Annotated in this window: 22 protein-coding genes and 1 tRNA gene; 12 read left to right on the top strand and 11 right to left on the bottom strand. The window is 49.8% G+C overall.

What is annotated here, in order from left to right; translation table 11 throughout:
* Nucleotides 1-252 precede the first annotated feature (252 nt).
* The 4 genes from RHD99_RS20230 to RHD99_RS20215 all read left to right on the top strand — a co-directional run bounded on the left by RHD99_RS20230 (nucleotide 253) and on the right by RHD99_RS20215 (nucleotide 2,779).
* Nucleotides 253-555: a hypothetical protein gene (locus RHD99_RS20230; RefSeq protein WP_309879226.1), complete on the top strand. Its 303-nt coding sequence runs from the start codon at nucleotides 253-255 to the stop codon at nucleotides 553-555.
* A complete protein-coding gene (locus RHD99_RS20225; RefSeq protein ID WP_309876186.1) occupies nucleotides 468-941 on the top strand; it encodes a hypothetical protein in 474 nt (157 codons plus the stop codon). Before RHD99_RS20230 ends, RHD99_RS20225 begins: the two co-directional genes overlap by 88 nt.
* Nucleotides 938-1,156 carry a helix-turn-helix domain-containing protein gene (locus tag RHD99_RS20220; RefSeq protein WP_309876184.1) on the top strand — a complete coding sequence of 73 codons (219 nt, stop codon included), beginning with the start codon at nucleotides 938-940 and terminating at the stop codon, nucleotides 1,154-1,156. Before RHD99_RS20225 ends, RHD99_RS20220 begins: the two co-directional genes overlap by 4 nt.
* A gap of 744 nt (nucleotides 1,157-1,900) precedes the next feature.
* The gene (locus RHD99_RS20215) at nucleotides 1,901-2,779 is read left to right on the top strand and encodes an integrase domain-containing protein (RefSeq protein WP_309876182.1); all 879 of its coding nucleotides are present in this window, start codon (nucleotides 1,901-1,903) and stop codon (nucleotides 2,777-2,779) included.
* Between the two features lie 219 nt (nucleotides 2,780-2,998).
* Here the strand turns inward: RHD99_RS20215 and RHD99_RS20210 are convergent, their stop codons facing one another.
* Together RHD99_RS20210 and RHD99_RS20205 are read right to left on the bottom strand one after the other, a co-directional pair.
* Nucleotides 2,999-4,261 (bottom strand): tyrosine-type recombinase/integrase, encoded by a 1,263-nt coding sequence (locus RHD99_RS20210; protein ID WP_309876180.1) that lies wholly within the window; start codon nucleotides 4,259-4,261, stop codon nucleotides 2,999-3,001.
* Between the two features lie 161 nt (nucleotides 4,262-4,422).
* Nucleotides 4,423-4,498, bottom strand: a tRNA-Phe gene (locus tag RHD99_RS20205).
* A 436-nt stretch (nucleotides 4,499-4,934) separates the two neighbouring features.
* Here RHD99_RS20205 and RHD99_RS20200 point away from each other — a divergent pair.
* A complete protein-coding gene (locus tag RHD99_RS20200; RefSeq protein WP_309876178.1) occupies nucleotides 4,935-7,073 on the top strand; it encodes an ornithine decarboxylase in 2,139 nt (712 codons plus the stop codon).
* A gap of 42 nt (nucleotides 7,074-7,115) precedes the next feature.
* Here the strand turns inward: RHD99_RS20200 and RHD99_RS20195 are convergent, their stop codons facing one another.
* The 4 genes from RHD99_RS20195 to mutY all read right to left on the bottom strand — a co-directional run bounded on the left by RHD99_RS20195 (nucleotide 7,116) and on the right by mutY (nucleotide 11,116).
* Nucleotides 7,116-8,369 (bottom strand): nucleoside permease, encoded by a 1,254-nt coding sequence (locus RHD99_RS20195; RefSeq protein ID WP_309876175.1) that lies wholly within the window; start codon nucleotides 8,367-8,369, stop codon nucleotides 7,116-7,118.
* Between the two features lie 252 nt (nucleotides 8,370-8,621).
* Nucleotides 8,622-9,698 carry a membrane-bound lytic murein transglycosylase MltC gene (gene mltC, locus RHD99_RS20190; protein WP_309876173.1) on the bottom strand — a complete coding sequence of 359 codons (1,077 nt, stop codon included), beginning with the start codon at nucleotides 9,696-9,698 and terminating at the stop codon, nucleotides 8,622-8,624.
* Nucleotides 9,699-9,758: 60 nt separating this feature from the next.
* The gene (locus RHD99_RS20185) at nucleotides 9,759-10,031 is read right to left on the bottom strand and encodes an oxidative damage protection protein (protein ID WP_034493327.1); all 273 of its coding nucleotides are present in this window, start codon (nucleotides 10,029-10,031) and stop codon (nucleotides 9,759-9,761) included.
* A gap of 2 nt (nucleotides 10,032-10,033) precedes the next feature.
* Nucleotides 10,034-11,116 carry an A/G-specific adenine glycosylase gene (mutY, locus tag RHD99_RS20180; RefSeq protein WP_309879225.1) on the bottom strand — a complete coding sequence of 361 codons (1,083 nt, stop codon included), beginning with the start codon at nucleotides 11,114-11,116 and terminating at the stop codon, nucleotides 10,034-10,036.
* Nucleotides 11,117-11,271: 155 nt separating this feature from the next.
* Here mutY and trmB point away from each other — a divergent pair, with 155 nt between their 5' ends.
* Genes trmB through RHD99_RS20165 form a run of 3 tightly spaced genes read left to right on the top strand, consistent with a single transcriptional unit; the run spans nucleotide 11,272 to nucleotide 13,089 of the window.
* Nucleotides 11,272-11,991: a tRNA (guanosine(46)-N7)-methyltransferase TrmB gene (gene trmB, locus RHD99_RS20175; RefSeq protein WP_270140656.1), complete on the top strand. Its 720-nt coding sequence runs from the start codon at nucleotides 11,272-11,274 to the stop codon at nucleotides 11,989-11,991.
* The gene (locus RHD99_RS20170; RefSeq protein WP_183272754.1) at nucleotides 11,991-12,317 is read left to right on the top strand and encodes a YggL family protein; all 327 of its coding nucleotides are present in this window, start codon (nucleotides 11,991-11,993) and stop codon (nucleotides 12,315-12,317) included. The genes trmB and RHD99_RS20170 overlap by 1 nt, the downstream gene beginning before the upstream one ends.
* Before the next feature lie 55 nt (nucleotides 12,318-12,372).
* Nucleotides 12,373-13,089 (top strand): YggN family protein, encoded by a 717-nt coding sequence (locus RHD99_RS20165; protein ID WP_309876169.1) that lies wholly within the window; start codon nucleotides 12,373-12,375, stop codon nucleotides 13,087-13,089.
* 141 nt (nucleotides 13,090-13,230) lie between these two features.
* On the opposite strand, the gene leuD is transcribed toward RHD99_RS20165, so the two are convergent.
* From leuD to leuL, 5 genes are all read right to left on the bottom strand, one after another.
* Entirely contained in the window at nucleotides 13,231-13,836 is a 606-nt protein-coding gene (leuD, locus tag RHD99_RS20160; protein WP_309876167.1) for a 3-isopropylmalate dehydratase small subunit, read from the bottom strand.
* 11 nt (nucleotides 13,837-13,847) lie between these two features.
* The gene (leuC, locus tag RHD99_RS20155; RefSeq protein ID WP_183272757.1) at nucleotides 13,848-15,248 is read right to left on the bottom strand and encodes a 3-isopropylmalate dehydratase large subunit; all 1,401 of its coding nucleotides are present in this window, start codon (nucleotides 15,246-15,248) and stop codon (nucleotides 13,848-13,850) included.
* Nucleotides 15,249-15,250: 2 nt separating this feature from the next.
* Entirely contained in the window at nucleotides 15,251-16,342 is a 1,092-nt protein-coding gene (gene leuB / locus RHD99_RS20150; RefSeq protein WP_309876164.1) for a 3-isopropylmalate dehydrogenase, read from the bottom strand.
* A 1-nt stretch (nucleotide 16,343) separates the two neighbouring features.
* Nucleotides 16,344-17,915, bottom strand: coding sequence for a 2-isopropylmalate synthase (leuA, locus tag RHD99_RS20145; RefSeq protein WP_309876162.1), 1,572 nt, complete (start codon nucleotides 17,913-17,915; stop codon nucleotides 16,344-16,346).
* Nucleotides 17,916-18,004: 89 nt separating this feature from the next.
* Nucleotides 18,005-18,088, bottom strand: coding sequence for a leu operon leader peptide (leuL, locus tag RHD99_RS24035; RefSeq protein ID WP_183272861.1), 84 nt, complete (start codon nucleotides 18,086-18,088; stop codon nucleotides 18,005-18,007).
* 669 nt (nucleotides 18,089-18,757) lie between these two features.
* Between leuL and leuO the strand changes: the two genes are divergently transcribed.
* The 4 genes from leuO to cra all read left to right on the top strand — a co-directional run bounded on the left by leuO (nucleotide 18,758) and on the right by cra (nucleotide 23,516).
* A complete protein-coding gene (leuO, locus tag RHD99_RS20140; RefSeq protein ID WP_309876160.1) occupies nucleotides 18,758-19,702 on the top strand; it encodes a transcriptional regulator LeuO in 945 nt (314 codons plus the stop codon).
* A gap of 414 nt (nucleotides 19,703-20,116) precedes the next feature.
* Complete coding sequence (gene ilvI / locus RHD99_RS20135; RefSeq protein ID WP_309876158.1) at nucleotides 20,117-21,841, top strand: acetolactate synthase 3 large subunit; 1,725 nt, start codon at nucleotides 20,117-20,119, stop codon at nucleotides 21,839-21,841.
* A 2-nt stretch (nucleotides 21,842-21,843) separates the two neighbouring features.
* The gene (gene ilvN, locus RHD99_RS20130) at nucleotides 21,844-22,335 is read left to right on the top strand and encodes an acetolactate synthase small subunit (protein ID WP_183272762.1); all 492 of its coding nucleotides are present in this window, start codon (nucleotides 21,844-21,846) and stop codon (nucleotides 22,333-22,335) included.
* Between the two features lie 176 nt (nucleotides 22,336-22,511).
* Nucleotides 22,512-23,516: a catabolite repressor/activator gene (gene cra / locus RHD99_RS20125; RefSeq protein WP_183272763.1), complete on the top strand. Its 1,005-nt coding sequence runs from the start codon at nucleotides 22,512-22,514 to the stop codon at nucleotides 23,514-23,516.
* Nucleotides 23,517-23,527: the final 11 nt, after the last annotated feature.

The following is a 23,527-nucleotide window of genomic DNA, read 5'->3' as shown; positions in this document are numbered from 1 at the left end:
AATAGAACACAATCCTACTGCATCTTTTAGCTATCTAAAACAAATAACCACCCAAAGCCTAAAAATTTTCAGCAGGTTGGTAAATGTTATTGTTCTAACTTTTTTGTTATCAATGAGATATACAATAATACAAATCATCTAATGCTTTATGCGAGCTATGCCGCAAACAGTAAAATTCTCCTTATAAATCCCCTTGCCGTTAATTACCCGTAGCAGTAACATCTCTCCGCATCTGCAAAATCAGGTGTCAGGATTGGAACCCTGAATACCATACCGGCGGCACATGGCGCATTAGCGTCTTTTTTGTGTCGTGCGTTCAGCTACATCTCTATGGTGGGCTGGGCGGGGGCGTCGAAAGATGCGCCGGTATCCGGTATGGCCGGTAGTTCCAACCCCGTTCAGTCCACCACCACGAGCTTGGAACCTCTGGTGGTGGTTTTAGACATCACATACCGGAGGCTGCCATCATGGCTACTACCCCAACCCAAACACATTCGCCCGAAAACTCCACATTCACATTGTCTTTCAATGCCGACACCGATTTCACCGTATTAGCCGATCACTGCGAGCTCTTCGCCGATGTGCTGATAGAAAGCCATCATTCAGACGAAAGGCGGTCGCTGTGTTACCGCCTTGTCGGTTGCCTGAATCTGTTACATCCCACGCTCAACGACCCCATTCCCCCGCATATGATTGAACGTTTCACCGTTGACCAACTCCCCAACAAAACACCCGTCTTTGAACCTGAATCAGAACTCCTTTGCGGTTATTGCTCAACGTTGGCGCAGCTTCTGAGCAAATACACCTTTAATGCTGATGAAGAAAAACAGCTCACCGGATTGCTGTTTGAGTTGGTGTGTTATTTTGCTGATGACCTTAGGGCGCCGCGCTGGATCCGCACCGCCGAAGGGGTGAAGTTTATCGATGAGGTGGCGGTATGATGCAACCAGACTGGCATTCTGCCGATATTATCGCGGCGCTGAAAAAGCGCGGGACAACGCTGTCTGCGGTATCGCGTAAATCGGGGCTGGCCTCATCAACATTGATGAACGCCCTTGTACGACGCTGGCCCAAAGGTGAACGGCTGATTGCTGAAGCATTAGACGTTGCGCCTGAAAAAATCTGGCCTTCCCGTTATCACAAGCCGGCAGAATAATCCCGACTCTCCCGCGTCATCATCAGCTTGTTCTGGTGGTGACGCGGGAGATGACAAGCGCAGCGCGTCAGCCAAAAATAATCTTTTTGCAACAAAATAGAGTTTTCCCTCCTGTCGCGACACCATCAGTTTAAAATCGCCCATGCTAAACGCTGTCTCTGACAGTCCCCTATGCTTCGCGATCTGCAAAGAAGCACCCGGCCCGCCGGGCGATCATCCACCGATAATCCTTTTGAAAATATCGGCTGCGCAGGCAGTAAAGGTTCCTTAACGCTGCACCAAATTGTGCGATCTTAACGTTTCTGGCTGTGGCCTGCATTGCCGAAGGCTTTGCTGCCGCGTGACAGAAAACCTGCACCAGAACCATGCGTCACTTTACCGCGCAAAGCGAGAAAGTGACGCATGGCTGCAACAACCACCCAATACAGCCAGCAGGCTGGCACAGCTCAGCATAACGAGAATCTGACGCCACATTTCTCATCTAAAAGGAGACAAAATTCACAAGAGGACAGCAGGGAAGATCGCAAGGAAGCGAGGAAAAGAACCGATATCGAGGCGGATCGGATGATCCGGGGGATAACCTGCCCACGCAGGCGGCTGCACAGAGTGCACAACCGACGCCCCGCAATACCTCAACTGCGACCGCCCCGGCGCACAGATATCGTTCAGGCCCGAGGACATCAGGCCATTTGCCGCCGCGCCGGGGAATTGTGGTTTTCGTGTTTTCATGACGCGGGAGAGAGTATGGGAAAATTGGTGCAACAGATGCAAGCGCTGGCCGTTCAGGCGGGTGGCAGTCACAAAACCGTGCATGATCGCGTGGCGATAGTGCAGCGATTCGATCGGCATTTACAGGCGCTAAATATCCAGAGCAAAGAAGTAAAAAATCTCAAAGCGAAGCATATTGAAAGCTACGTTCAGCACCGGCTGGCTCAAGGGATCGCACGGCGAACATTACATAATGAGATGGCGGCGCTGCGTGCGGTTCTGAATGCCGCAGGGCGTAACAAACTGGCCGATGATCCGCGATTATCGAACAAAGCATTAGGGTTGGCTGGCGCAAGTCGGGCAGGAACAAAACAGGCGATCACAGCAGATCATTATCACGCGGTGCTGCAAACGGCTCAGTCAAAAGATCCGGGGCTTGCCGCTGCTCTGGAACTGGCTCGGCTGATGGGATTACGTTCTCAGGAAGCTGTACAGTGTGTCCAATCTCTCAAAACGTGGCGGCAGGCGCTGGATAAGGGCGATCCTCGTTTGAGAGTAGTCTTCGGTACCAAAGGCGGGCGGCCACGGGATACCATTATTCTGAATGCTGATGCAGTCAAACGCGCTGTGGAAAATGCGTTAACAGTGGCAGAACAACGCAACGGCAAACTGATCGACGCCCCGGATCTCAAAACCGCCATGACTTATTGGCGCAATCAGGCTGAACGTTTAGGATTGACGGGTATCCATGCCCCGCACAGTTTGCGCTACGCATGGGCGCAGGATGCGATTCGCCATTATCTGGCGCAGGGATTCAGCCATAAAGAAGCATTGGCGCAGGTTTCCATGGATCTGGGCCACGGCGATGGGCGAGGGCGGTATGTGGCGCGGGTGTATGGGCAGATGCAGGAGTAACGCTTGTCGATCGGCGGGTTATCGCCAGTTTTGAGGCAGAAAACTATTCTGCAAGAATATGTCCAAGTATTAACCAATCGATAGTGAAAAATTAAAAGGTAAAGGCTAAGGGGATTAAGGGTAATTGCGCCAGACCGGAAAGGGCTAAAAGGCCAGAGCTGGTGCAAATAAAAAAGCAGATCCCTGTTCGTCAGGATCTGCTTTTTATCACACTATGGCTCAGGCCACTTTTTGCTGCCGGGCATAAATATACGGCGCAACAAACCTCTCGCGGCAGATATCAAGATAATCTGACCACCACTGCATCATTTCCCTGCGTTCTTCCAGATGTTCCGCTTTATGAATGTAGGCTGCCCGAACGCCGTTGCGCTCTTTGTGGCTCATCTGGCGCTCAATGGCATCCTTCGACCACAGCCCCGCTTCATTCAGGGCGCTACAGGCCATTGTTCTGAAGCCATGCCCGCAAATATCTGTTTTGGTGTTATAACCCAGCGTGCGCAGCGCTTTATTCACCGTGTTCTCGCTCATCGGCTTGTCCGGCGTGTGAGCACCCGGAAAAACAAACAGGGAATCAGCCGAAATTTCTTTAATCTGCTCCAGAATAGCAACGGCTTGCTGTGATAGCGGCACCAGATGTTCATCTTTCATTTTTGCGCCACGATGTGAGAATTTCACGCCCTTAACCGGCGTTCTTTTTTCAGGCAGCGTCCAGATATTTTCCTTTAGATCGAATTCGTCCCAGCGGGCAAAACGCAGTTCACTGGATCGCAGAAAAACATGAAGATTCAGCGCTAACGCCAGTCGGGTTAACGAACGACCTTTATAGTCGCCTATTCTGTCGAGCAGTTCGGGTAAACGGTTCAGTGATAAGGCTGGATGATGTTGGGTCACCAGCGGGGTCACGACGCCATCCAAATCAATCGCCGAATTGTATTTAATCATCCCCTGCTGAACGCCGTGGCGCATGATTTTATTCAGATACTGGCGCATCCGGCCTGCCACGTCATGCACACCTTGATCGTCGATATTTTTCAGTAGTTGCGCTAAATGAAGTGTCTCAATATCAGCAATATCCATCTGACCCACCAACGGAAACGCATAACGTTCAAGGCAAGTCAGGATCTTAGCCGCATGGCCTTCTGACCAGAGTTTCAGGCTGGCGGTATGCCACGATTTAGCGGGGTACTTAAAGGTTCGGGTTTCGTCGGGGACAATTTTTTCTGGTGGGCGCTGTTGAGTGGGATTCAAACCTGATGCCAGTAGCTTGCGTGCGGCATCGCGTTTTTCACGCGCTTGCGCCAGAGTTACCTGCGGATAAGTACCGAGCGCCAACCGGGACTCGTTGCCGTTAAAGCGATAGCGAAAATACCACAAACGTGAGCCACTGGACGTAACCAGAAGGTACAAACCTTGGGCATAGGTGATTTTATAAGATTTAGCGAGAGGTTTTGCTGCGCGGATTTTAGTGTCGGTTAAAGCCATTTGAGGGTCACTCCGGTTGTCGAACTGAACGACCCTCGATCTGACCCCAAATTTTCTCGGATACGTAGGGATAAACCAATACGCATAAGGAAAGATTTTTACGCTAACTCGTTGTTATCTTTACTTATAGAGATACGCAGAGATGCATAAAAATAGAAAGGTGGTGCCCGGACTCGGAATCGAACCAAGGACACGGGGATTTTCAATCCCCTGCTCTACCGACTGAGCTATCCGGGCAACGGGGCGCATTAAACCGTAAAGGCCGTTTGCCGTCAACGGTTTTGTATTAATAAGCCGTGCGTTTGCACGAATAATGTGCTCCAGGTAGCAGCGTCGCCTTGAACCGTCGTGCAGAAGGTGCCATGATTGCGCGAAATTTCACACATCCGAAACGGGGCGCTTATTGATGTTTATAGTCAATGTTCACCGACATCTCTCGATGGCGCTCGTTCACCATTCTGCTGTATCCCGAAGACCCTTGCTCACCATGCGGTGAGGGCAACGCACGCTCACTGCAGGACAACAGTAAAATCAGGTGATGCCTGGTTTTACTGATGTCTGGCGGTCGGAGTGGGTATCATCCATCAGACCATCAAGACACATTCACCGGGGAATGCTCCCTTTGCCGTGCCACAAGGCACTCACTCATCCTTGACCTCTGGGATTTGTGCATATGAAATCTTTGAAAATTGCCGCCAGCCACGATGTGGTTGCCACACTAGAAACACATCGTGAAGTGGTTACGCTTGATAGCACTGACTTTACCGATATTGCCGCCGTTGTCCTTTCTGTGGCGGATAGCCGCAGCGGTATTCTGGCGTTACTTAAACGCACGGGCTTTTCGATTCCTGTTTTTTTAGTGACTGATAGCGGGTCAAGTGAGCAAGAAGGCATCACAGGGCTGATAACCGGTAATGCGCAGGATTATCTGGAGCTTGAAACGGCGGCCTCTGGTTATGAAGAAGCTCTGCTACCACCGTTCTTCGATACGCTGACGAAGTACGTGGCGATGGAAAACAGCACCTTTGCTTGTCCGGGCCACCAACACGGTGAGTTTTTCAAAAAGCACCCTGCGGGGCGCCAGTTTTATGATTTCTTTGGCGAGAATTTGTTTCGCGCGGATATGTGCAATGCGGACGTTAAACTCGGTGATTTGCTGATTCATGAAGGATCGGCCAAACATGCGCAGAAGTTTGCAGCCAAAGTCTTTAACGCCGATAAAACCTATTTCGTTTTAAATGGCACTTCTGCGGCGAACAAAGTCGTTACCAACGCGCTGCTGACCCGTGGCGACCTGGTGCTTTTTGACCGCAACAATCATAAATCCAACCATCATGGCGCGTTGATTCAGGCTGGCGCGACGCCAGTTTATCTCGAGGCGGCTCGCAATCCGTTTGGTTTTATTGGCGGGATAGATGCGCACTGTTTTAATGAAACGTATTTACGTGAATTGATTGCGGAAGTGGCACCTGAACGTGCGCAGGAAAAGCGTCCTTTCCGCCTTGCAATTATCCAGCTGGGTACATACGACGGCACGATTTATAACGCACGTCAGGTGGTGGATAACATCGGCCATCTTTGCGATTACATCCTGTTTGATTCCGCATGGGTCGGTTACGAGCAATTTATCCCGATGATGGCGGACTGCTCGCCGCTGCTGTTGGATCTCAATGAGAACGATCCGGGTATTTTTGTCACGCAATCGGTGCATAAACAGCAGGCGGGTTTCTCACAGACCTCTCAGATCCACAAAAAAGATAACCACCTGCGCGGTCAGGCGCGTTTTTGCCCGCATAAGCGGCTGAACAATGCGTTTATGCTGCATGCGTCCACCAGCCCGTTTTATCCGCTTTTTGCTGCACTTGATGTGAATGCGAAAATTCATGAAGGGGAGAGCGGACGCCGTTTGTGGGCCGAGTGCGTTGTGCAGGGGATTGAAGCCCGCAAAGCCATCATCAATCGTTGCACGATGATCAAACCGTTTATTCCGCCTGTGGTTGCGGGTAAGCCATGGCAGGAGCATCCAACCGATGTCATCGCGCAGGAACGCCGATTCTTTAGCTTTGAGCCGGGCGAAAAATGGCATGGTTTTGAAGGTTATGAACCGGATGAATACTTTGTTGATCCATGCAAACTGCTGCTGACTACGCCGGGCATTGATCCACAAACCGGGCAATACACGAAATTTGGTGTGCCTGCGGCGATCCTCGCAAACTATCTGCGCGAGAACGGTATTGTGCCAGAGAAGTCGGATCTCAATTCGATCCTGTTCTTGCTCACTCCTGCGGAAAGTACTCAGAAAATGGCGCATCTGGTCGCGATGCTGGCGCAGTTTGAGCGGCATATTGAAGACGATGCGCCTTTGGCGGACGTACTGCCGACAATCTATCAGAAGTATTCACAGCGCTATCACGGCTACACGCTGCGTCAACTTTGCCAGGAAATGCACGATCTTTACGTCAGCTTTGCCGTGAAGGATCTGCAAAAAGCGATGTTCCGCAGTGCCAGCCTGCCTGCCGTTGCAATGAACCCACAGGATGCAAACAGTGAGTTTATTCGCGGCAACGTCGAGCTGGTGCGTTTGAGTGAGTCTGAAGGGCGTATTGCAGCTGAAGGCGCGTTGCCATACCCGCCAGGCGTGTTATGTGTGGTGCCGGGGGAAGTGTGGGGCAGCGCTGCGCTGCGTTATTTCCTGGCACTGGAAGAAGGTGTGAATATGCTGCCGGGATTCTCGCCGGAATTGCAGGGTGTTTATAGTGAAACGGATGCGGACGGGATTAAGCGACTGTACGGCTATATGATCCAAGCCTAATAAAATGTTCCCCATGCCTGGTGACACGGGGAACATTATCTATCAGGCCGCTGGCTGGGCTGCCGTTGGTGTTCTGACGTGTTTATATTTGAAGAGTGCGACAAAGGCGAAGGCCAGAACCAGTGAATAACCGGCGAAAATTAGCCATACGCTCTGCCAGTCGGTGACTCCCGCCGTCGTGTAGTTCTCCACCACTTTCCCGCTGACAATCCCACCCAGGATGCAACCAAACCCGTTGGTCATCATCAGGAACATGCCCTGAGCACTGGCACGAATCTCTGGTTTCACCTCTTGTTCCACGAACACAGAACCGGAGATGTTGAAGAAGTCGAAGGCACATCCGTAGACGATCATCGACAAGACCAGCAGCATGGTGCCCATTGGTGTTGGGTCGCCAAAGGCAAACAATCCGAAGCGCAGCATCCACGCAACGATACTGATAAGCATCACGTTTTTGATGCCGTAACGAATCAGGAAGAACGGAATCGTCAGGATAAATACGGTTTCAGAAATCTGCGAAATAGACATCAGCACTGACGCATGTTCGACAATAAAGCTGCTGGCGAACAATGGGTTCTGATCAAAGCTGTGAAGGAAGGTATTACCAAACATATTGGTAATTTGCAGTTCTGCGCCTAACAGCATGGAAAAAATGAAGAAAATTGCCATGCGCTTGTTTTTGAACAGTGCGAACGCATCCAGTCCTAACATTGAGCTCCAGCTCTGATTTTTTTGTGCATTGGCGACTGGAATATGTGGCAGTGTCAGGGTGAAAAGCGCTAACACGACTGACAGTGTTGCACCGATATAAAGCTGCATGTGGCTGAGTTCAAAGCCGGAGAAGCTTACGCCCCACATGGCGAAGATGAAGCCGATTGTTCCCCAAATACGAATTGGCGGGAAGTCGGTGACGATATTCATTCCTGCGGATTGCAGGCGATAGTAAGAAATCGTGTTAACCAGTCCAAGCGTTGGCATGTAGGCGAGCGAGTTAAGCAGGATCACAATAAACATCGCACTTGGTGAGGTAACCTGGGCTGCGAAATACAATGTGATGGCGCCTACCAGATGACAGGCCGCGTAGAGCCAGCGCGCACTGATCCATTTGTCCGCAATAATCCCAAGCAGCGTCGGCATAAATACCGCAGCAATACCCAATGAACTGTATACCGCGCCGATGGCTGCACCATCGAACTTGAGGGTGACGAACATATATGAGCCGAGCGTAGTCAGCCAGCTTCCCCACAAGCAGAACTGCAGAAACGAAAGTACTTTAAGCTGCAGCTTAAGGTTCATGTAAATTACCTCACAGGATTTAATATCGGATGTTGCATTTCTAACATATCCCTTTCGATATGTTGTAATCGTAACATTAGCAGTGCTGCGGGGTAATTTTTGGTACATTCAGCAAATAAATGAAAACATCTTCAGGTTACATTCGAAAATAGTGACCTGGGCTGCATTTTTGGGTGTTGAAACGTGGAAATCAGAAGGGGGTTGTATCTCCCGCCGTCAAAAAGAGTGGCAGGAGATACAACAAGCAGAGTGTTAACGGCGACGATAGCTCTTCTGTGCAGTATTCACTTTGTACAGATAATGACGTGATTCCGCTGAAGGATGGCGTGTTGTCAGTACCTGATACACATCACCTGGCGTCATGCTGTTGATAATACTGAAGGCGCGGTTCTTATCGTTGTTGAACACGCGCAGCACACTGCCCGCACCACCGTTATACGCGGTGATCACTGCATAGCGGCGTGAGGTTGGGTTATCAATTCCGCCCAAATAGCTCTCTTGTAGAATTGCCAGATAAGCCGTACCGGTATCGATATTGCTTTCAGGATCAAACAAGAAGCTGCGGCTCGGTTTGCCCCATTTACCTTGCGATTTAAAGACATCAACCCCTGCGCTGTGCTGTACAACCTGCATCAGACCCAGTGCATCAGCGTGGCTCACTGCATACGGGTTAAAGCTCGATTCGGTTTGCATGATAGCCAGAATCAGGGATTCATCGACGCCATATTTCTTCGATGCTTTGCGCACCATGCCAAGGTATTTATGCGCACGTTTATCAAGGTGGTTTGGTACCAGATTGATGGTCACGCTATAAACAATTTTCAGCCCGGTACTGCGGCTTTTCATGCGTGTTTGCAGCAGGTAATCAGCAAATTTTGACGCACGCCCTTCCCAGCGAATGGGTTGGCCGGTGTTATCCACAACCTGACCATACAGGAACGGTTCTTTGGAGATAACCACATCGTTGGCATCAGAATAAAGATCGATAGAGCCTGGATCGTCACCCATCAGTAAGGTGTTGATAATTGCCTGACGTAAGTGCGCGGCAGGTTCAGTGCCGGCAATGGTTTCGATGGTAATCGTACCTTCGTCAAAGTTGATATGGCTACGGGTCAGGTATTGGTCGGTATATTTCACGTAGTCTTTAGGACCCGCAATCAACACTTCCTTTATGCCCCAAATATTTTCGATGTTATGAGCAAATTGCCCCATCAAAATATCGAAACCATTGGTGTCCTTAACAAAAGCCTCGTTATAGGCATCGTCTTTTTTGCTCGAACATGAAATGAGCAAGGGGACAACCAGAGCTAGCGCGAGAAATTTTTTCATCGTTCCGTGTATGAGTTGTGCTTGATGTGTTGTGCAAAAGGGCCGAAGGCCCCTGTATTTTTATTTTTCTGGCGGCGTGTAGCCTTCGATATGGACTTCTTTGCCTTCGAACAGGAAGTTGACCATTTCAGCTTCCAGCTCTTTGCGGTGCTCAGGATTCATCATGCTCATTTTACGTTCGTTAATCAGCATGGTTTGTTTGGTTTGCCACAACGCCCACGCTTCTTTAGAGATCTCGTTATAAATACGTTTGCCCAGTTCGCCCGGATAAAGTTGGAAATCCTGGCCTTCTGCGTCACGTTGCAGGTAAGTACAAAAAATAGTTCTGCTCATCATTATTCCTCTTCAACGATGCGGGCGGGTTTTAGTACCACCGGATCGGCGTGTAATTGCTGTAATAAACGCTCTACCGGAGCGGCCAGTCCTACGGACGGAGGCTGCGCTAAGTTATACCAGAGAGCGGTTCCTTCATCCATGCACCCGCTAAACGAAAGCACCGGGAGCCACATTGGAACAATATCCAAATGGAAGTGGCTGAATGTATGGCGGAAGGCGGTTAATTGCGTGAGATTTTCCGCAGGGATTTGGCGTTGTGCTAGCCAGTCGCGTAACTCTGCTTCGGTTTCGAACTGTGGGAAGCAATACAAACCGCCCCAAAGACCCACAGCAGGGCGCTGGGATAGCAAAATACTTTGCTGATGCTGCATCATCAGGAAATAGCCAGTACGCTCCGGTATTGTCACCTTCGGTTTTTTTCCTGGATAGTTAGCCCAGCTATTATTGGCATACGCCAGACAAATATTATTCACCGGGCACAGTTCGCATTTCGGTTTCGAGCGGGTGCAAACCATCGCGCCCAGATCCATCATCGCCTGGTTAAATTGGCTAACACCTTGCGCTGGCGTGACTTGTTCGGCTATATCCCACAGCTTCTTCTCTACGTCTTTTTTGCCCGGCCAGCCAGAGACTGCGTAACAACGTGCGAGCACGCGTTTGACGTTACCATCCAAAATAGGGAAATGTTTGCCGAGTGAAAGTGAAAGAATGGCGCCTGCGGTAGAACGCCCAACGCCGGGAAGTGCGGCCACTTCTTCAAAGGTTTCCGGGAACACGCCGTGGTGCTGGTTTGCCACCATTTGCGCAGCTTTGTGCAGGTTTCTGGCACGCGCGTAATAGCCAAGGCCGGTCCACAAATGCAGAACTTCATCCAGTGGAGCGTTGGCAAGATCGGTTACCGTTGGGAAGCGCTCCATAAAGCGCTCAAAGTAAGGAATGACGGTGGCAACTTGCGTTTGTTGCAACATCACCTCAGACAGCCATACTTTATAAGGCGTTTTTTCGAGTTGCCATGGCAGGGTTTTGCGCCCGTATTTTTGATACCAGTCAAGAACCTGGTTGGCGAATTGCGGCGCTTGTATCATTGTTGCCCAGCATCCGATAAATGTGTGATTTAGGGGGCTGATTCCAGCACAGACGGCTCCGTGCTGTAAACCGGAACTTTCTGGTGCTTGCTTCTCATCATTAACTTTGGATAATGCCCGTTTCCCGAACACTAACTCAAAGCCTGAACACCATGAAAAATGACGTCATCTCACCGGAATTTAATGAAGAAGGCCGCGCAATGCGCCGGATTCGTAGTTTTGTGCGCCGCCAGGGCCGCCTGACTAAAGGTCAAGAGTTCGCACTGGAAAACTATTGGCCGGTGATGGGCGTTGAATATGAAACCGCACCTGTTGATTTTGCAGCACTATTTGGTCGCGAAGCGCCAGTAACGCTGGAAATTGGTTTTGGCATGGGGACGTCGCTTGTCGCAATGGCACAGGCAAATCCACAGCAGAATTTTTTGGGTATTGAAGTACACTCGCCAGGTGTCGGGGCTTGTCTCGCGACAGCCCATGAAGAGGGCGTTGAGAACCTGCGTGTGATGTGTCACGACGCAGTAGAAGTGTTGCAAAAAATGATTCCTGACAATTCTTTATCTATGGTTCAGCTCTTTTTCCCTGATCCATGGCACAAAGCACGTCATAATAAACGCCGTATCGTTCAAGTGCCGTTTGCCGAGTTGGTGAAAAGCAAATTGAAACTGGGTGGTGTGTTCCATATGGCAACCGACTGGGAACCTTATGCGGAACACATGCTCGAAGTGATGTCCTCTATCGACGGTTATCAAAACCAGTCGCAGAGTAACGACTACGTACCGCGCCCGGATTCACGTCCGGTGACCAAATTTGAACAACGTGGCCATCGTCTTGGTCACGGCGTATGGGACTTAATGTTCGAGAGGATAAAGTAATGGCAAAAAATCGTAGCCGTCGTTTGCGTAAGAAAATGCACATCGACGAATTCCAGGAGTTGGGGTTCTCTGTTGCATGGCGTTTCCCGGAAGGCACCTCCGAAGAACAAATTGATAAAATTGTTGATGCATTTATTGACGATGTTATCGATAAAAACGGTCTGGCTTTTGATGGCGGCGGCCACCTCTCCTGGGAAGGCTTAATCTGTCTGCAGGAAATCGGTAAATGCACCGAGGAGCATCAGGCTCTGGTGCGCAAATGGCTCGAAGAACACAAAGCTGAAGACATTCGCACCAGCGATCTGTTTGATGTTTGGTGGGATTGATTTTTAAAGCATAAACAGGCCGGTGAAAACCGGCCTTTTTTTATCAGGAGTAGCTATGATTCGTAAGGCACTGATGGGCGTTCTGTTGCTAACCGCGATGCAGGCGCAGGCCGACTATAAATGCAGCGTCACGCCTCGCGATGACGTAGTTATTAACCCGCAGTCCGTTCAGGTTGTGGGTGAGAATGGCAATCTGGTTATTGCCCCGGATGGCAGCCTGCAATTTAACGGTAAGCCACATACTTTAAACGCAACGCAGCGCCAGTTGGCGGTGAGTTATCAGCAAGCGTTGCGCACTGACCTGCCGTGGATCAACAACGGCGCGCTGACTCGCGTGGAAAAAGGCCGTATCGCGCTGGATAAAATCATCGCTCAGGAAGTCGGTGAGAGCAGCAATATGCGTGGCCGTCTGACTAAACTCGACGCGCAGCTTAAAGAGCAAATGAGCCGCATTATTGAAACGCGTCAGGATGGCTTAACGTTCCACTATAAAGCGATTGATCAGGTTCGTGCCGATGGACAACAACTGGTGAATCAGGCAATGGGTGGCATCTTGCAGGACAGCATCAATGAAATGGGTGCTAAAGCCGTTCTGAAAGGTGGTGGCAATCCGTTGCAAGGCGTGTTGGGTAGCCTCGGTGGGTTACAGACAGCTATCCAAAAAGAGTGGAAGAATCAGGAACAAGATTTCGAGCAGTTTGGCCGCGATGTATGCAGCAAAGTGGTGACGCTGGAAGGGCAGCGCAAAGGCTTGGTTGAAACGTTAAAATAATTACCCTTCATACTTCGAGCTGTGGGGGTGTTGGCTGCTCTGGCTCACCCCAGTCACTTACTTTAGTAAGCTCCTGGGGATTCGCCAGCTTGCCGCCTACCCACAACTCGAATTATTTGGGGTATTGGCCCGCCATAATAATTAGCGCATAAACACCGGTTGTTTCTGCTCGTAAGCAGAAATTGAACCTTCGTGTTGCAGCGTCAAGCCGATGCTATCCAGCCCTTCCAACATGCAGTGGCGGCGGAAGGTATCGATGTTAAACGTGTAGTTTTTCTCGCCCGCTTTCACCGTTTGCGCTTCCAGGTCGACAACGAACGTAATCCCCGGATTTGCCGCGACCAGTTTGAACAGTTCATCCACTTCTTCTTCGCTCAACGTCACCGGCAGCAGCTGGTTGTTGAATGAGTTGCCGTAGAAGATATCTGCAAAACTTGGTGCGATAACCACTTTAAAACCGTAATCGGTTAACGCCCACGGTGCGTGTTCGCGTGAAGATCCACAGCCAAAGTTTTCACGTGCCAGCAAAATAGAAGCACCTTTAAACTCCGGGAAGTTCAGCACAAATTCTGGATTTGGCTTTTGGCCTGCATCGTCCAGAAAACGCCAGTCATTAAACAAATGTGCGCCAAAACCGGTGCGCGTCACCTTCTGCAAAAACTGCTTAGGAATGATTGCGTCGGTATCAACGTTTGCGGCATCCAGCGGAACGACCAGGCCGGTATGTTGGATAAATTTCTCTGCCATGGTGTTTTCCCTTATTTCAACGTGCGGATGTCAGCAAAATGACCGGATACAGCAGCGGCAGCGGCCATTGCCGGGCTCACCAGATGCGTGCGTCCACCACGGCCCTGACGGCCTTCAAAGTTACGGTTGCTGGTGGAGGCGCAACGCTCGCCTGGTTCCAGACGATCGTTGTTCATCGCAAGGCACATAGAGCAGCCAGGCAAGCGCCATTCAAAACCCGCTTCAATGAAAATCTTATCCAGGCCTTCAGCTTCAGCCTGCGCTTTCACCGGACCAGAGCCTGGAACGACTAATGCCTGCACGCCTGGTGCGACTTTACGACCTTTGGCGATTTCAGCCGCAGCACGCAAATCTTCAATACGTGAGTTAGTACACGAGCCGATAAATACTTTATCGATAGCCACTTCGGTCAGCGGGATCCCCGGTTTCAAACCCATGTACGCCAGCGCTTTTTCAGCAGACGCACGTTCTACCGGGTCGGCGAAGGATTCAGGGTTCGGGATGTTTTCAGTAACCGAAATGACCTGGCCTGGGTTTGTGCCCCAGGTGACTTGCGGTGCGATATCTGCGGCATCCAGGGTCACAACGGTATCGAATTTTGCACCTTCATCTGTGCTGAAGGTTTTCCAGTACGCAACCGCATCGTCCCAATCGGCAGCTTTCGGAGCGTGCAGACGGCCCTTCACATAGTTGAAGGTTGTGTCGTCTGGCGCAACGATACCGGCTTTAGCACCCATTTCGATAGCCATGTTGCACAACGTCATTCTTCCTTCCATCGACAGCGCCTGAATCGCGCTACCGCAGAATTCCACGACATGCCCGGTGCCGCCAGCGCTGCCGGTTTTGCCGATGATCGCCAGCACAATATCTTTCGCCGTGATACCGGGTGCTGCGTGGCCTGTGACTTCAATTTTCATGGTTTTGGCGCGGCCCTGTTTCAGGGTTTGCGTCGCCAGAACATGTTCAACTTCAGAAGTCCCGATACCAAACGCCAGTGCACCAAATGCGCCATGGGTTGCAGTGTGGGAATCGCCACAAACGATTGTCATGCCCGGCAAAGTTATGCCTTGCTCAGGGCCCATCACGTGGACGATACCCTGGAATGGGTGGTTCAGGTCGTACAGCTCAACGCCGAATTCTTTGCAGTTTTTCATTAATTCCTGCATTTGAATGCGGGCCATCTCGCCGGAGGCGTTGATGTCTTTGGTCTGCGTAGAAACGTTGTGGTCCATGGTGGCAAATGTTTTGCCTGGCTGACGCACCGGGCGCTTATGCGCGCGCAGGCCATCGAACGCCTGCGGAGAGGTGACTTCATGCACCAGATGACGGTCGATATACAGCAGAGGAGTTTCATCCACTGCTTCGTAGACGACATGGGCATCGTACAATTTCTGATATAACGTCTTCGCCATGATTATTTCCCCTCTGCAACAAAACGAGCAATGGTATTGCCCATTTCATCGGTGCTGATTGCATTGCCATCACGCGCTAAATCGCCAGTACGGAAGCCTTCTTCCAGCGCAAGGTTGATAGCGTTTTCGATAGCCTGAGCGGCCTCTTCAGCATCCAGGCTGTAGCGCAGTAACAGTGCCAAAGACAGGATTTGCGCAATGGGGTTAGCAATATTTTTACCCGCGATATCTGGCGCAGAACCACCCGCAGGTTCGTACAGGCCAAAACCTTGTTCATTCAGGCTGGCGGATGGCAGCATGCCCATCGAGCCTGTGATCATCGCGCATTCATCTGACAGAATGTCGCCAAACAGGTTGGAGCACAGCAGTACGTCAAACTGGGATGGATCTTTGATCAGCTGCATCGTGGCGTTGTCGATGTACATGTGGGACAGCTCAACGTCCGGATATTCTTTCGCGATTTCACCAACGATTTCGCGCCACATCACAGAACTCTGCAATACGTTGGCTTTATCAATTGATGTCACTTTATGGCGACGTTTGCGCGCCGACTGGAAGGCAATGTGCGCAATACGTTCGATCTCGAAGCGGTAATAGACTTCAGTATCAAAAGCTTTCTCGTGTGCGCCGGAGCCTTCTCGACCTTTTGGCTGGCCGAAATAGATACCGCCAGTTAATTCACGAACGCACAGAATATCGAAGCCGTTAGCAGCGATGTCAGCGCGCAGTGGACAAAACTCTTCCAGGCCTTGGTACAAGCGCGCTGGGCGCAAGTTGCTGAATAATTTAAAGTGCTTACGCAGTGGCAGCAGCGCACCACGTTCAGGTTGTTGAGCGGGCGGCAGGTGTTCCCATTTTGGGCCACCGACGGAGCCGAACAGAATCGCATCGGCTTGTTCACAGCCTTCAACTGTAACCGGTGGCAGCGGGTTGCCGTGACGGTCAATAGCAATACCGCCGACGTCATATTGACTGGTGGTAATACGCATATCGAAGCGCGTACGAACTGCATCCAGCACTTTCAGCGCCTGAGCCATAACTTCTGGGCCAATGCCGTCACCCGGCAATACTGCTATATGATGAGTTTTTGACATGTCACACGGTTTCCTGATTATTTTCTTTATTATGAGCTTTGCGTTGCAATTCTTTTTCGACGATGCCTGCACGCCAGATGTTATTCAGCACGTTTACCATCGCTTTCGCAGAAGATTCAACGATATCGGTCGCCAGACCTACACCATGGAAGCGACGACCTTTATGAGTCACGACGATATCTACCTGACCCAGCGCGTCTTTACCCTGGCCTTTCGCAGACAGCTGATATTTAACCAGCTCAACATCGTAATTTGTGATGCGGTTAATCGCCTGGTAGACCGCATCGACCGGGCCGTTACCTGTTGCCGCTTCAGACTGTGTTTCTTCACCACACTGCAACTGGACGGAAGCGGTAGAAATCACGCTTGAGCCGGATTGCACGTTGAAATATTCCATGCGGAAATGTTCTGGCTCTTCTTGTTGTTTACCGATGAAGGCCAGCGCTTCCAAATCGTAATCGAAGATCTGACCTTTTTTGTCTGCCAGTTTCAGGAAGGCGTCGTACAAAGAATCCAGGTTGTAATCGTCTTCTTTATAACCCATCTCTTCCATACGGTGTTTCACGGCTGCACGACCTGAGCGTGAAGTTAAGTTCAACTGTACCTGATTCAGACCGATGGTTTCCGGGGTCATGATTTCGTAGTTTTCGCGGTTTTTCAGCACGCCATCCTGGTGAATACCGGAGGAGTGAGCGAAAGCATTAGTACCGACAACCGCTTTGTTGGCCGGAATTGGCATATTGCACAACTGGCTAACAATTTGGCTGGTACGGTAAATTTCATGGTGATTGATATTGGTATGCACGCCCAGCATTTGGCTGCGCACTTTAATCGCCATGATGACTTCTTCCAGCGCAGTGTTACCGGCGCGTTCGCCGATACCGTTCAGCGTGCCTTCAACCTGGCGTGCGCCAGCCTGAATTGCGGCGATGGAGTTTCCGGTCGCCATCCCTAAGTCGTCGTGACAGTGCACAGAGATGATCGCTTTATCAATGTTTGGCACACGGTTGTACAACGTCTGGATGATGCCACCGAATTGGACTGGGGTGGTGTAACCGACAGTATCTGGAATGTTGATCGTGGTAGCGCCCGCACCAATCGCAGCTTCTACAATGCGGCACAGGTTGTCGATGGGGGTACGCCCGGCATCTTCACAAGAGAACTCAACGTCGTCAGTGTATTGACGAGCGCGTTTTACGGAGTGGACTGCACGGGCTAAAACATCATCGAAGGTACTGCGCAATTTGGTTTCGATGTGCATGGTGGATGTTGCCAGGAAAACGTGGATACGAAACGCTTCGGCAATTTTCAACGCTTCGGCAGCAACATCAATATCTTTATCCACACAACGAGCGAGGCCACACACACGGCTATTTTTGATATTGCGGGCGATGGTTTGTACAGATTCGAAATCACCAGGGGAGGAGACCGGGAAACCCACTTCCATTACGTCAACACCCATACGTTCCAGTGCCATCGCAATTTGCAGTTTCTCTTTAACACTCAGACTTGCCTGTAACGCCTGCTCACCATCACGTAAGGTTGTATCGAAAATAATGACTTGTTGGCTCATGTTGTGGTCCTTTCTTGTCTTGGGGGCCGTTGCTACGAGCAAAAAAAAACCCGCGCAGTGGCGCGGGTTTTTTTGTCTGGAGGCTTGAATCAACGCTTGATTTCGCCCACCAGTCTACCGCGCAATGAAGTTGCGTTTAGTAGTAGACCTAGTAGGCGAATGGTGCGAATCATGTTTCAAGTCCCAAGTAAATTCGTTATGCATTTATTGGTACTTGATCTGTCCTGCTGTGTCAACACTCTATTCTTTTAGATAGAGGCAATGCTGAGTCAGTCAGGGTTATGTCGTAGCAAATCATGCTGGTATACGGAAGATTCATAATATATATATAAAGTATGAAAAAGGATTGTTTACCCTTGCATGTAGAAATGAAATCATCAGAAACAATTATAAATATGATGTTTATTATATGTAGTATTCATCATGGTTATGATTTGGCGGGATTATTCATTATCTGGATTGTTTTTTAGGAATTTGGCCTCTTTTTTTATTGGTAATTTTTTAGTAAGTCAGCTGTTTCTGAATAGGATATGTTATCCATACTTAATATATTATTCATTTGGCGAATCATTGTGTGTTAAGTCATTTTGTGATTTGATTAGCACGATCCAGAAGTCAACTGACGAAATAAAATCATATGAATTTTATAGATTTATCAGACTTGTCAGTAGCTGAAGTCGTGTTGATACATTAGAAAACGTAAGTTTATTGATTTATATTCAAATTGTTTAAATGACGTTTTTAATTGCAGCAATCAGCATGTTCTGCTTAGCAAATGATAATAGGGGAAGCTCGCAGAGTTAATCTGCGAAGAGGGAAATGCAATCTTAGTGGAGTCTGGCATGTCTGAAGATTATGTAGAACAACCGGCAGTGCATGATGGGTATAAACCTCAACTGCGTTCTGTTGACTTAAATTTATTAACTGTATTTGATGCGGTTATGCAAATGCAGAATATTACCCGTGCCGCTCAATCTCTGGGAATGTCTCAACCCGCAGTGAGTAATGCAGTAGCCAGACTGAAAGTGATGTTCAACGACGAGTTGTTTGTTCGCTACGGGCGGGGTATCCAGCCTACAGCGCGCGCGTTTCAGCTGTTTGGTGCAATTCGCCAGGCATTGCAACTGGTGCAGAATGAATTACCAGGAGCAGGCTTCGACCCAGGTAGCAGTGAAAGGGTATTTAACATCTGCGTCAGTAGCCCTTTAGATAATATGTTGACCTCAGTCATTTTCAATAATATGAAGCGCTTTGCTCCGGGCATTCAATTATTGTTTAAATCAGCTTTAAATAAAGACATTGAACATCAATTGCGTTATCAGGAGACTGAGTTTGTTATTAGCTACAGTGAATTCCGTCGTCCAGAGTTCACTTGTATCCCATTGTTTGAAGATGAAATGGTGCTGGTGGCTAGTCAGAAACATCCACGCTTAATTAAACCGATAACCGAAGAAGACGTCTATAACGAAAAACATGCGGTTGTTTCTCTTGAGCGTTTTGCATCATTTAGTGCGCCGTGGTATCAAACTCCGGAAAAGCAAGCCAGCATTGCTTATCAGGGAATGGCATTGACCAGTGTTTTAAATGTCGTCTCACAAACTCACCTGGTCGCTATCGCGCCACGTTGGTTAGCTGAAGAGTTTGCTGATTCACTTCATTTGCAAACCTTCGCATTGCCGCTAAAAGATAATATAGCGACCTGCTATTTATCATGGCACGAAGCTGCCGGGCGGGATAAAGGGCATCAATGGATGGAAAAACTTTTGACCACGGTATGTAGTAAATAGATACAGACTGTTAGCCTTGATTCATCCGGGTGGTGAAAACCATCCGGTTATTCTTAATTTTTTTCATTTTGTAGTTTTTTCAGCTGTTATTGATTTGTCTCTTAATCACCGAGTGAATCAATGAACCCTCCCGCGAATTAGATTTAACCTGCAAAACATCTTTTTATAACATTTCCAATCATACTATTTCCTTATGCTCAGAGTTTTACTTTGCCAGATTAGGCTTTTGTAGTGTTCGTCAGGAATCCGCGTATTGACGGTTGAAGATTGACAATTGATTGCCTGATTTTCAACGGTTATGTTAGGCGGACTATCAAAAATAAAAAGAGATATGCAGGGCGCAACAACCTGCCTCAACGACTTAGCCGAAATGGTTTCAGCGGTCGGTCAAACACGTAAGCCTGGAGGCAAACCATGGAGATGTTGTCAGGAGCCGAGATGGTCGTCCGATCGCTTATCGATCAGGGCGTTAAACATGTATTCGGTTACCCCGGAGGCGCGGTACTCGATATTTACGATGCGCTTCATACTATTGGCGGCATTGATCATGTGCTGGTGCGCCATGAACAAGCAGCAGTGCATATGGCCGACGGTCTGGCACGTGCGACGGGGGAAGTGGGTGTCGTACTGGTAACGTCAGGTCCGGGGGCCACAAACGCGATAACCGGTATTGCCACAGCTTATATGGATTCAATTCCAATGGTGGTGCTGTCAGGCCAGGTCGCGACGTCCCTCATTGGTTACGATGCTTTCCAGGAATGCGACATGGTGGGAATTTCTCGCCCGGTCGTGAAGCACAGCTTTTTAGTCAAGCAGGCGGAAGATATTCCGGCCATTATCAAAAAAGCTTTCTGGCTCGCTTCCAGCGGTCGGCCAGGGCCGGTTGTGGTGGATTTACCGAAAGACATCATGAGTCCGGCTAACAAACTGCCGTATAGCTACCCTGAATCCGTTAGCATGCGCTCTTATAATCCCACCACTCAGGGTCACAAAGGGCAGATTAAACGCGCACTGCAAACTTTGCTGGCCGCGAAAAAACCGGTGATGTACGTTGGCGGTGGTGCGATTACATCTGCCTGCCATGACGAATTACGCGAGTTGGCGGGGAAACTCAATATTCCTGTTGTCTCTTCCTTGATGGGATTGGGGGCATTCCCTGGAACGCATCGCCAGGCATTAGGCATGCTGGGGATGCACGGCACATACGAAGCCAATATGGTGATGCACAACTCTGACGTTATTTTCGGCGTCGGTGTGCGCTTTGATGACCGCACCACCAACAATCTGGCGAAGTACTGCCCGAACGCGACCGTGCTGCATATTGATATCGATCCGACTTCTATATCTAAAACCGTCGGTGCAGACATTCCAATTGTGGGCGATGCGCGGCAGGTTCTGCAGCAGATGTTGGAATTGCTCGTACAGGAAGATACGCCACAGTCTTGCGATGACATTCGTGACTGGTGGCAGCAGATTGAGCAATGGCGTGCTCGTCAGTGTCTCGAATTTGACAGAACCAGCGATAAAATTAAGCCACAGGCGGTTATTGAAACAATCTATCGACTGACGAAAGGCGAAGCTTACGTCACTTCGGATGTCGGTCAGCATCAGATGTTTGCCGCACTTTATTACACCTTTGATAAACCACGGCGTTGGATTAACTCCGGTGGCCTGGGCACCATGGGATTTGGTTTACCAGCGGCACTCGGTGTGAAATTGGCATTGCCGGAAGAAACCGTCGTCTGTGTCACCGGCGATGGCAGTATTCAGATGAATATCCAGGAACTTTCCACCGCACTGCAATATGGATTGCCGGTGCTGGTGTTAAATCTCAACAACCGCTATCTCGGAATGGTTAAGCAGTGGCAGGACATGATCTATTCCGGGCGTCACTCCCAATCTTATATGGAATCGTTGCCTGACTTTGTGCGCGTTGCAGAAGCTTATGGGCACGTAGGGATTGGTATCAGCAAACCTGAAGAGCTGGAAAGCAAACTGATTGAAGCACTGGAAGCGGTGCGTAATCAGCGCCTGGTCTTCGTTGATGTCACAGTTGATGGCACTGAACATGTGTACCCAATGCAGATCCGTGGCGGTGGTATGGATGAGATGTGGTTAAGTAAAACGGAGAGAACCTGATTATGCGCCGGATATTATCTGTATTACTCGAAAATGAGTCCGGGGCGCTGTCCCGTGTTATTGGCTTGTTCTCTCAGCGTGGTTACAACATCGAAAGCCTGACTGTGGCGCCGACTGAAGATCCAACGCTTTCACGTATGACTATCCAAACGGTAGGGGACGCGAAAGTCCTTGAGCAGATTGAGAAGCAACTGCATAAGTTGGTGGATGTGCTGCGGGTAAGCGAGTTGGGACAGGGAGCGCATGTTGAGCGTGAAATCATGCTCGTAAAAGTTCAGGCGAGTGGTTATGGGCGCGAAGAAGTGAAGCGCAACGCAGAAATCTTCCGCGGGCAAATCATTGACGTGACTCCAACGCTCTACACGGTTCAGTTGGCAGGAACCAGTGATAAGCTGGACGCATTCCTGAATACTATTCGTGAAGTGGCAAAAATAGTCGAAGTGGCGCGCTCTGGGATCGTAGGCGTTTCACGCGGTGACAAGATTATGCGTTAGCCATGAAAGGTGGCTAAATAATAAACCCGGTAAACTCGTGCCGGGTTTTTTTTTGCAAATCACACAACAACTGCCAGTAAAAGCGGTTGCCCGAGTTATTATTCTGCGCTTAGATGATAAAAATGAAACCATGACCAGTGTATGGATATGGCAATCCTATAAATTAAGGGGCTACTGTGAAATTGGATGAAATCGCGCGCCTGGCTGGAGTTTCGCGCACCACGGCGAGCTACGTCATCAACGGCAAGGCAAAGCAGTATCGTGTCAGCGATAAAACCGTTGAGAAAGTCATGGCGGTTGTTCGCGAGCATAACTACCACCCGAATGCGGTGGCCGCGGGGTTGCGGGCCGGGCGTACGCGTTCTATCGGATTAGTTATTCCAGACCTTGAGAACACGAGTTATACCCGTATTGCTAACTATCTAGAGCGGCAGGCCCGTCAGCGTGGATACCAGCTGCTAATTGCCTGTTCTGAAGATCAGCCAGATAATGAAATGCGCTGCATTGAACATCTCTTGCAACGCCAGGTGGATGCCATCATTGTTTCCACTTCACTGCCGCCTGAGCATCCTTTCTACCAGCGTTGGGCGAACGACTCCTTCCCGATCATTGCGCTCGACCGTGCCTTAGACCGTGAAAACTTCATCAGCGTCGTCGGTGCGGATCAGGAAGACGCGGAAATGCTGGCCAGTGAGCTTCGTACTTTCCCAGCCGAAACCGTGCTTTACCTTGGTGCGTTGCCGGAGCTTTCCGTCAGCTATTTGCGTGAGCAAGGTTTCCGCAGTGCATGGAAAGACGACCCACGTGAAGTGCATTTCCTTTATGCCAACAGCTACGAACGCGAAGCCGCAGCGCAGTTGTTTGATAAATGGCTGGAAACCCATCCAATGCCGCAGGCTCTGTACACCACTTCATTTGCATTATTACAAGGTGTTATGGATGTCACGTTGCGACGTGAAGGGCGATTACCGACTGAGCTGGCGATTGCCACCTTCGGGGACCATGAACTGCTCGATTTCCTGCAATGCCCAGTTCTGGCAGTCGCGCAGCGCCACCGTGACGTTGCGGAACGTGTGCTGGAACTCGTTCTTGCCAGCCTTGATGAGCCACGTAAGCCGAAAGCAGGCCTGACTCGTATTCGCCGTAATCTATACCGTCGCGGAAGTTTAAGTCGCCACTAACAAGAGATGGC

Origin of the sequence: Buttiauxella selenatireducens (assembly GCF_031432975.1) — a bacterium.
Classification (GTDB): domain Bacteria; phylum Pseudomonadota; class Gammaproteobacteria; order Enterobacterales; family Enterobacteriaceae; genus Buttiauxella; species Buttiauxella selenatireducens.
Note: the sequence above shows the minus strand (reverse complement) of the source record. Positions and strands in the feature narration are given on the sequence as shown.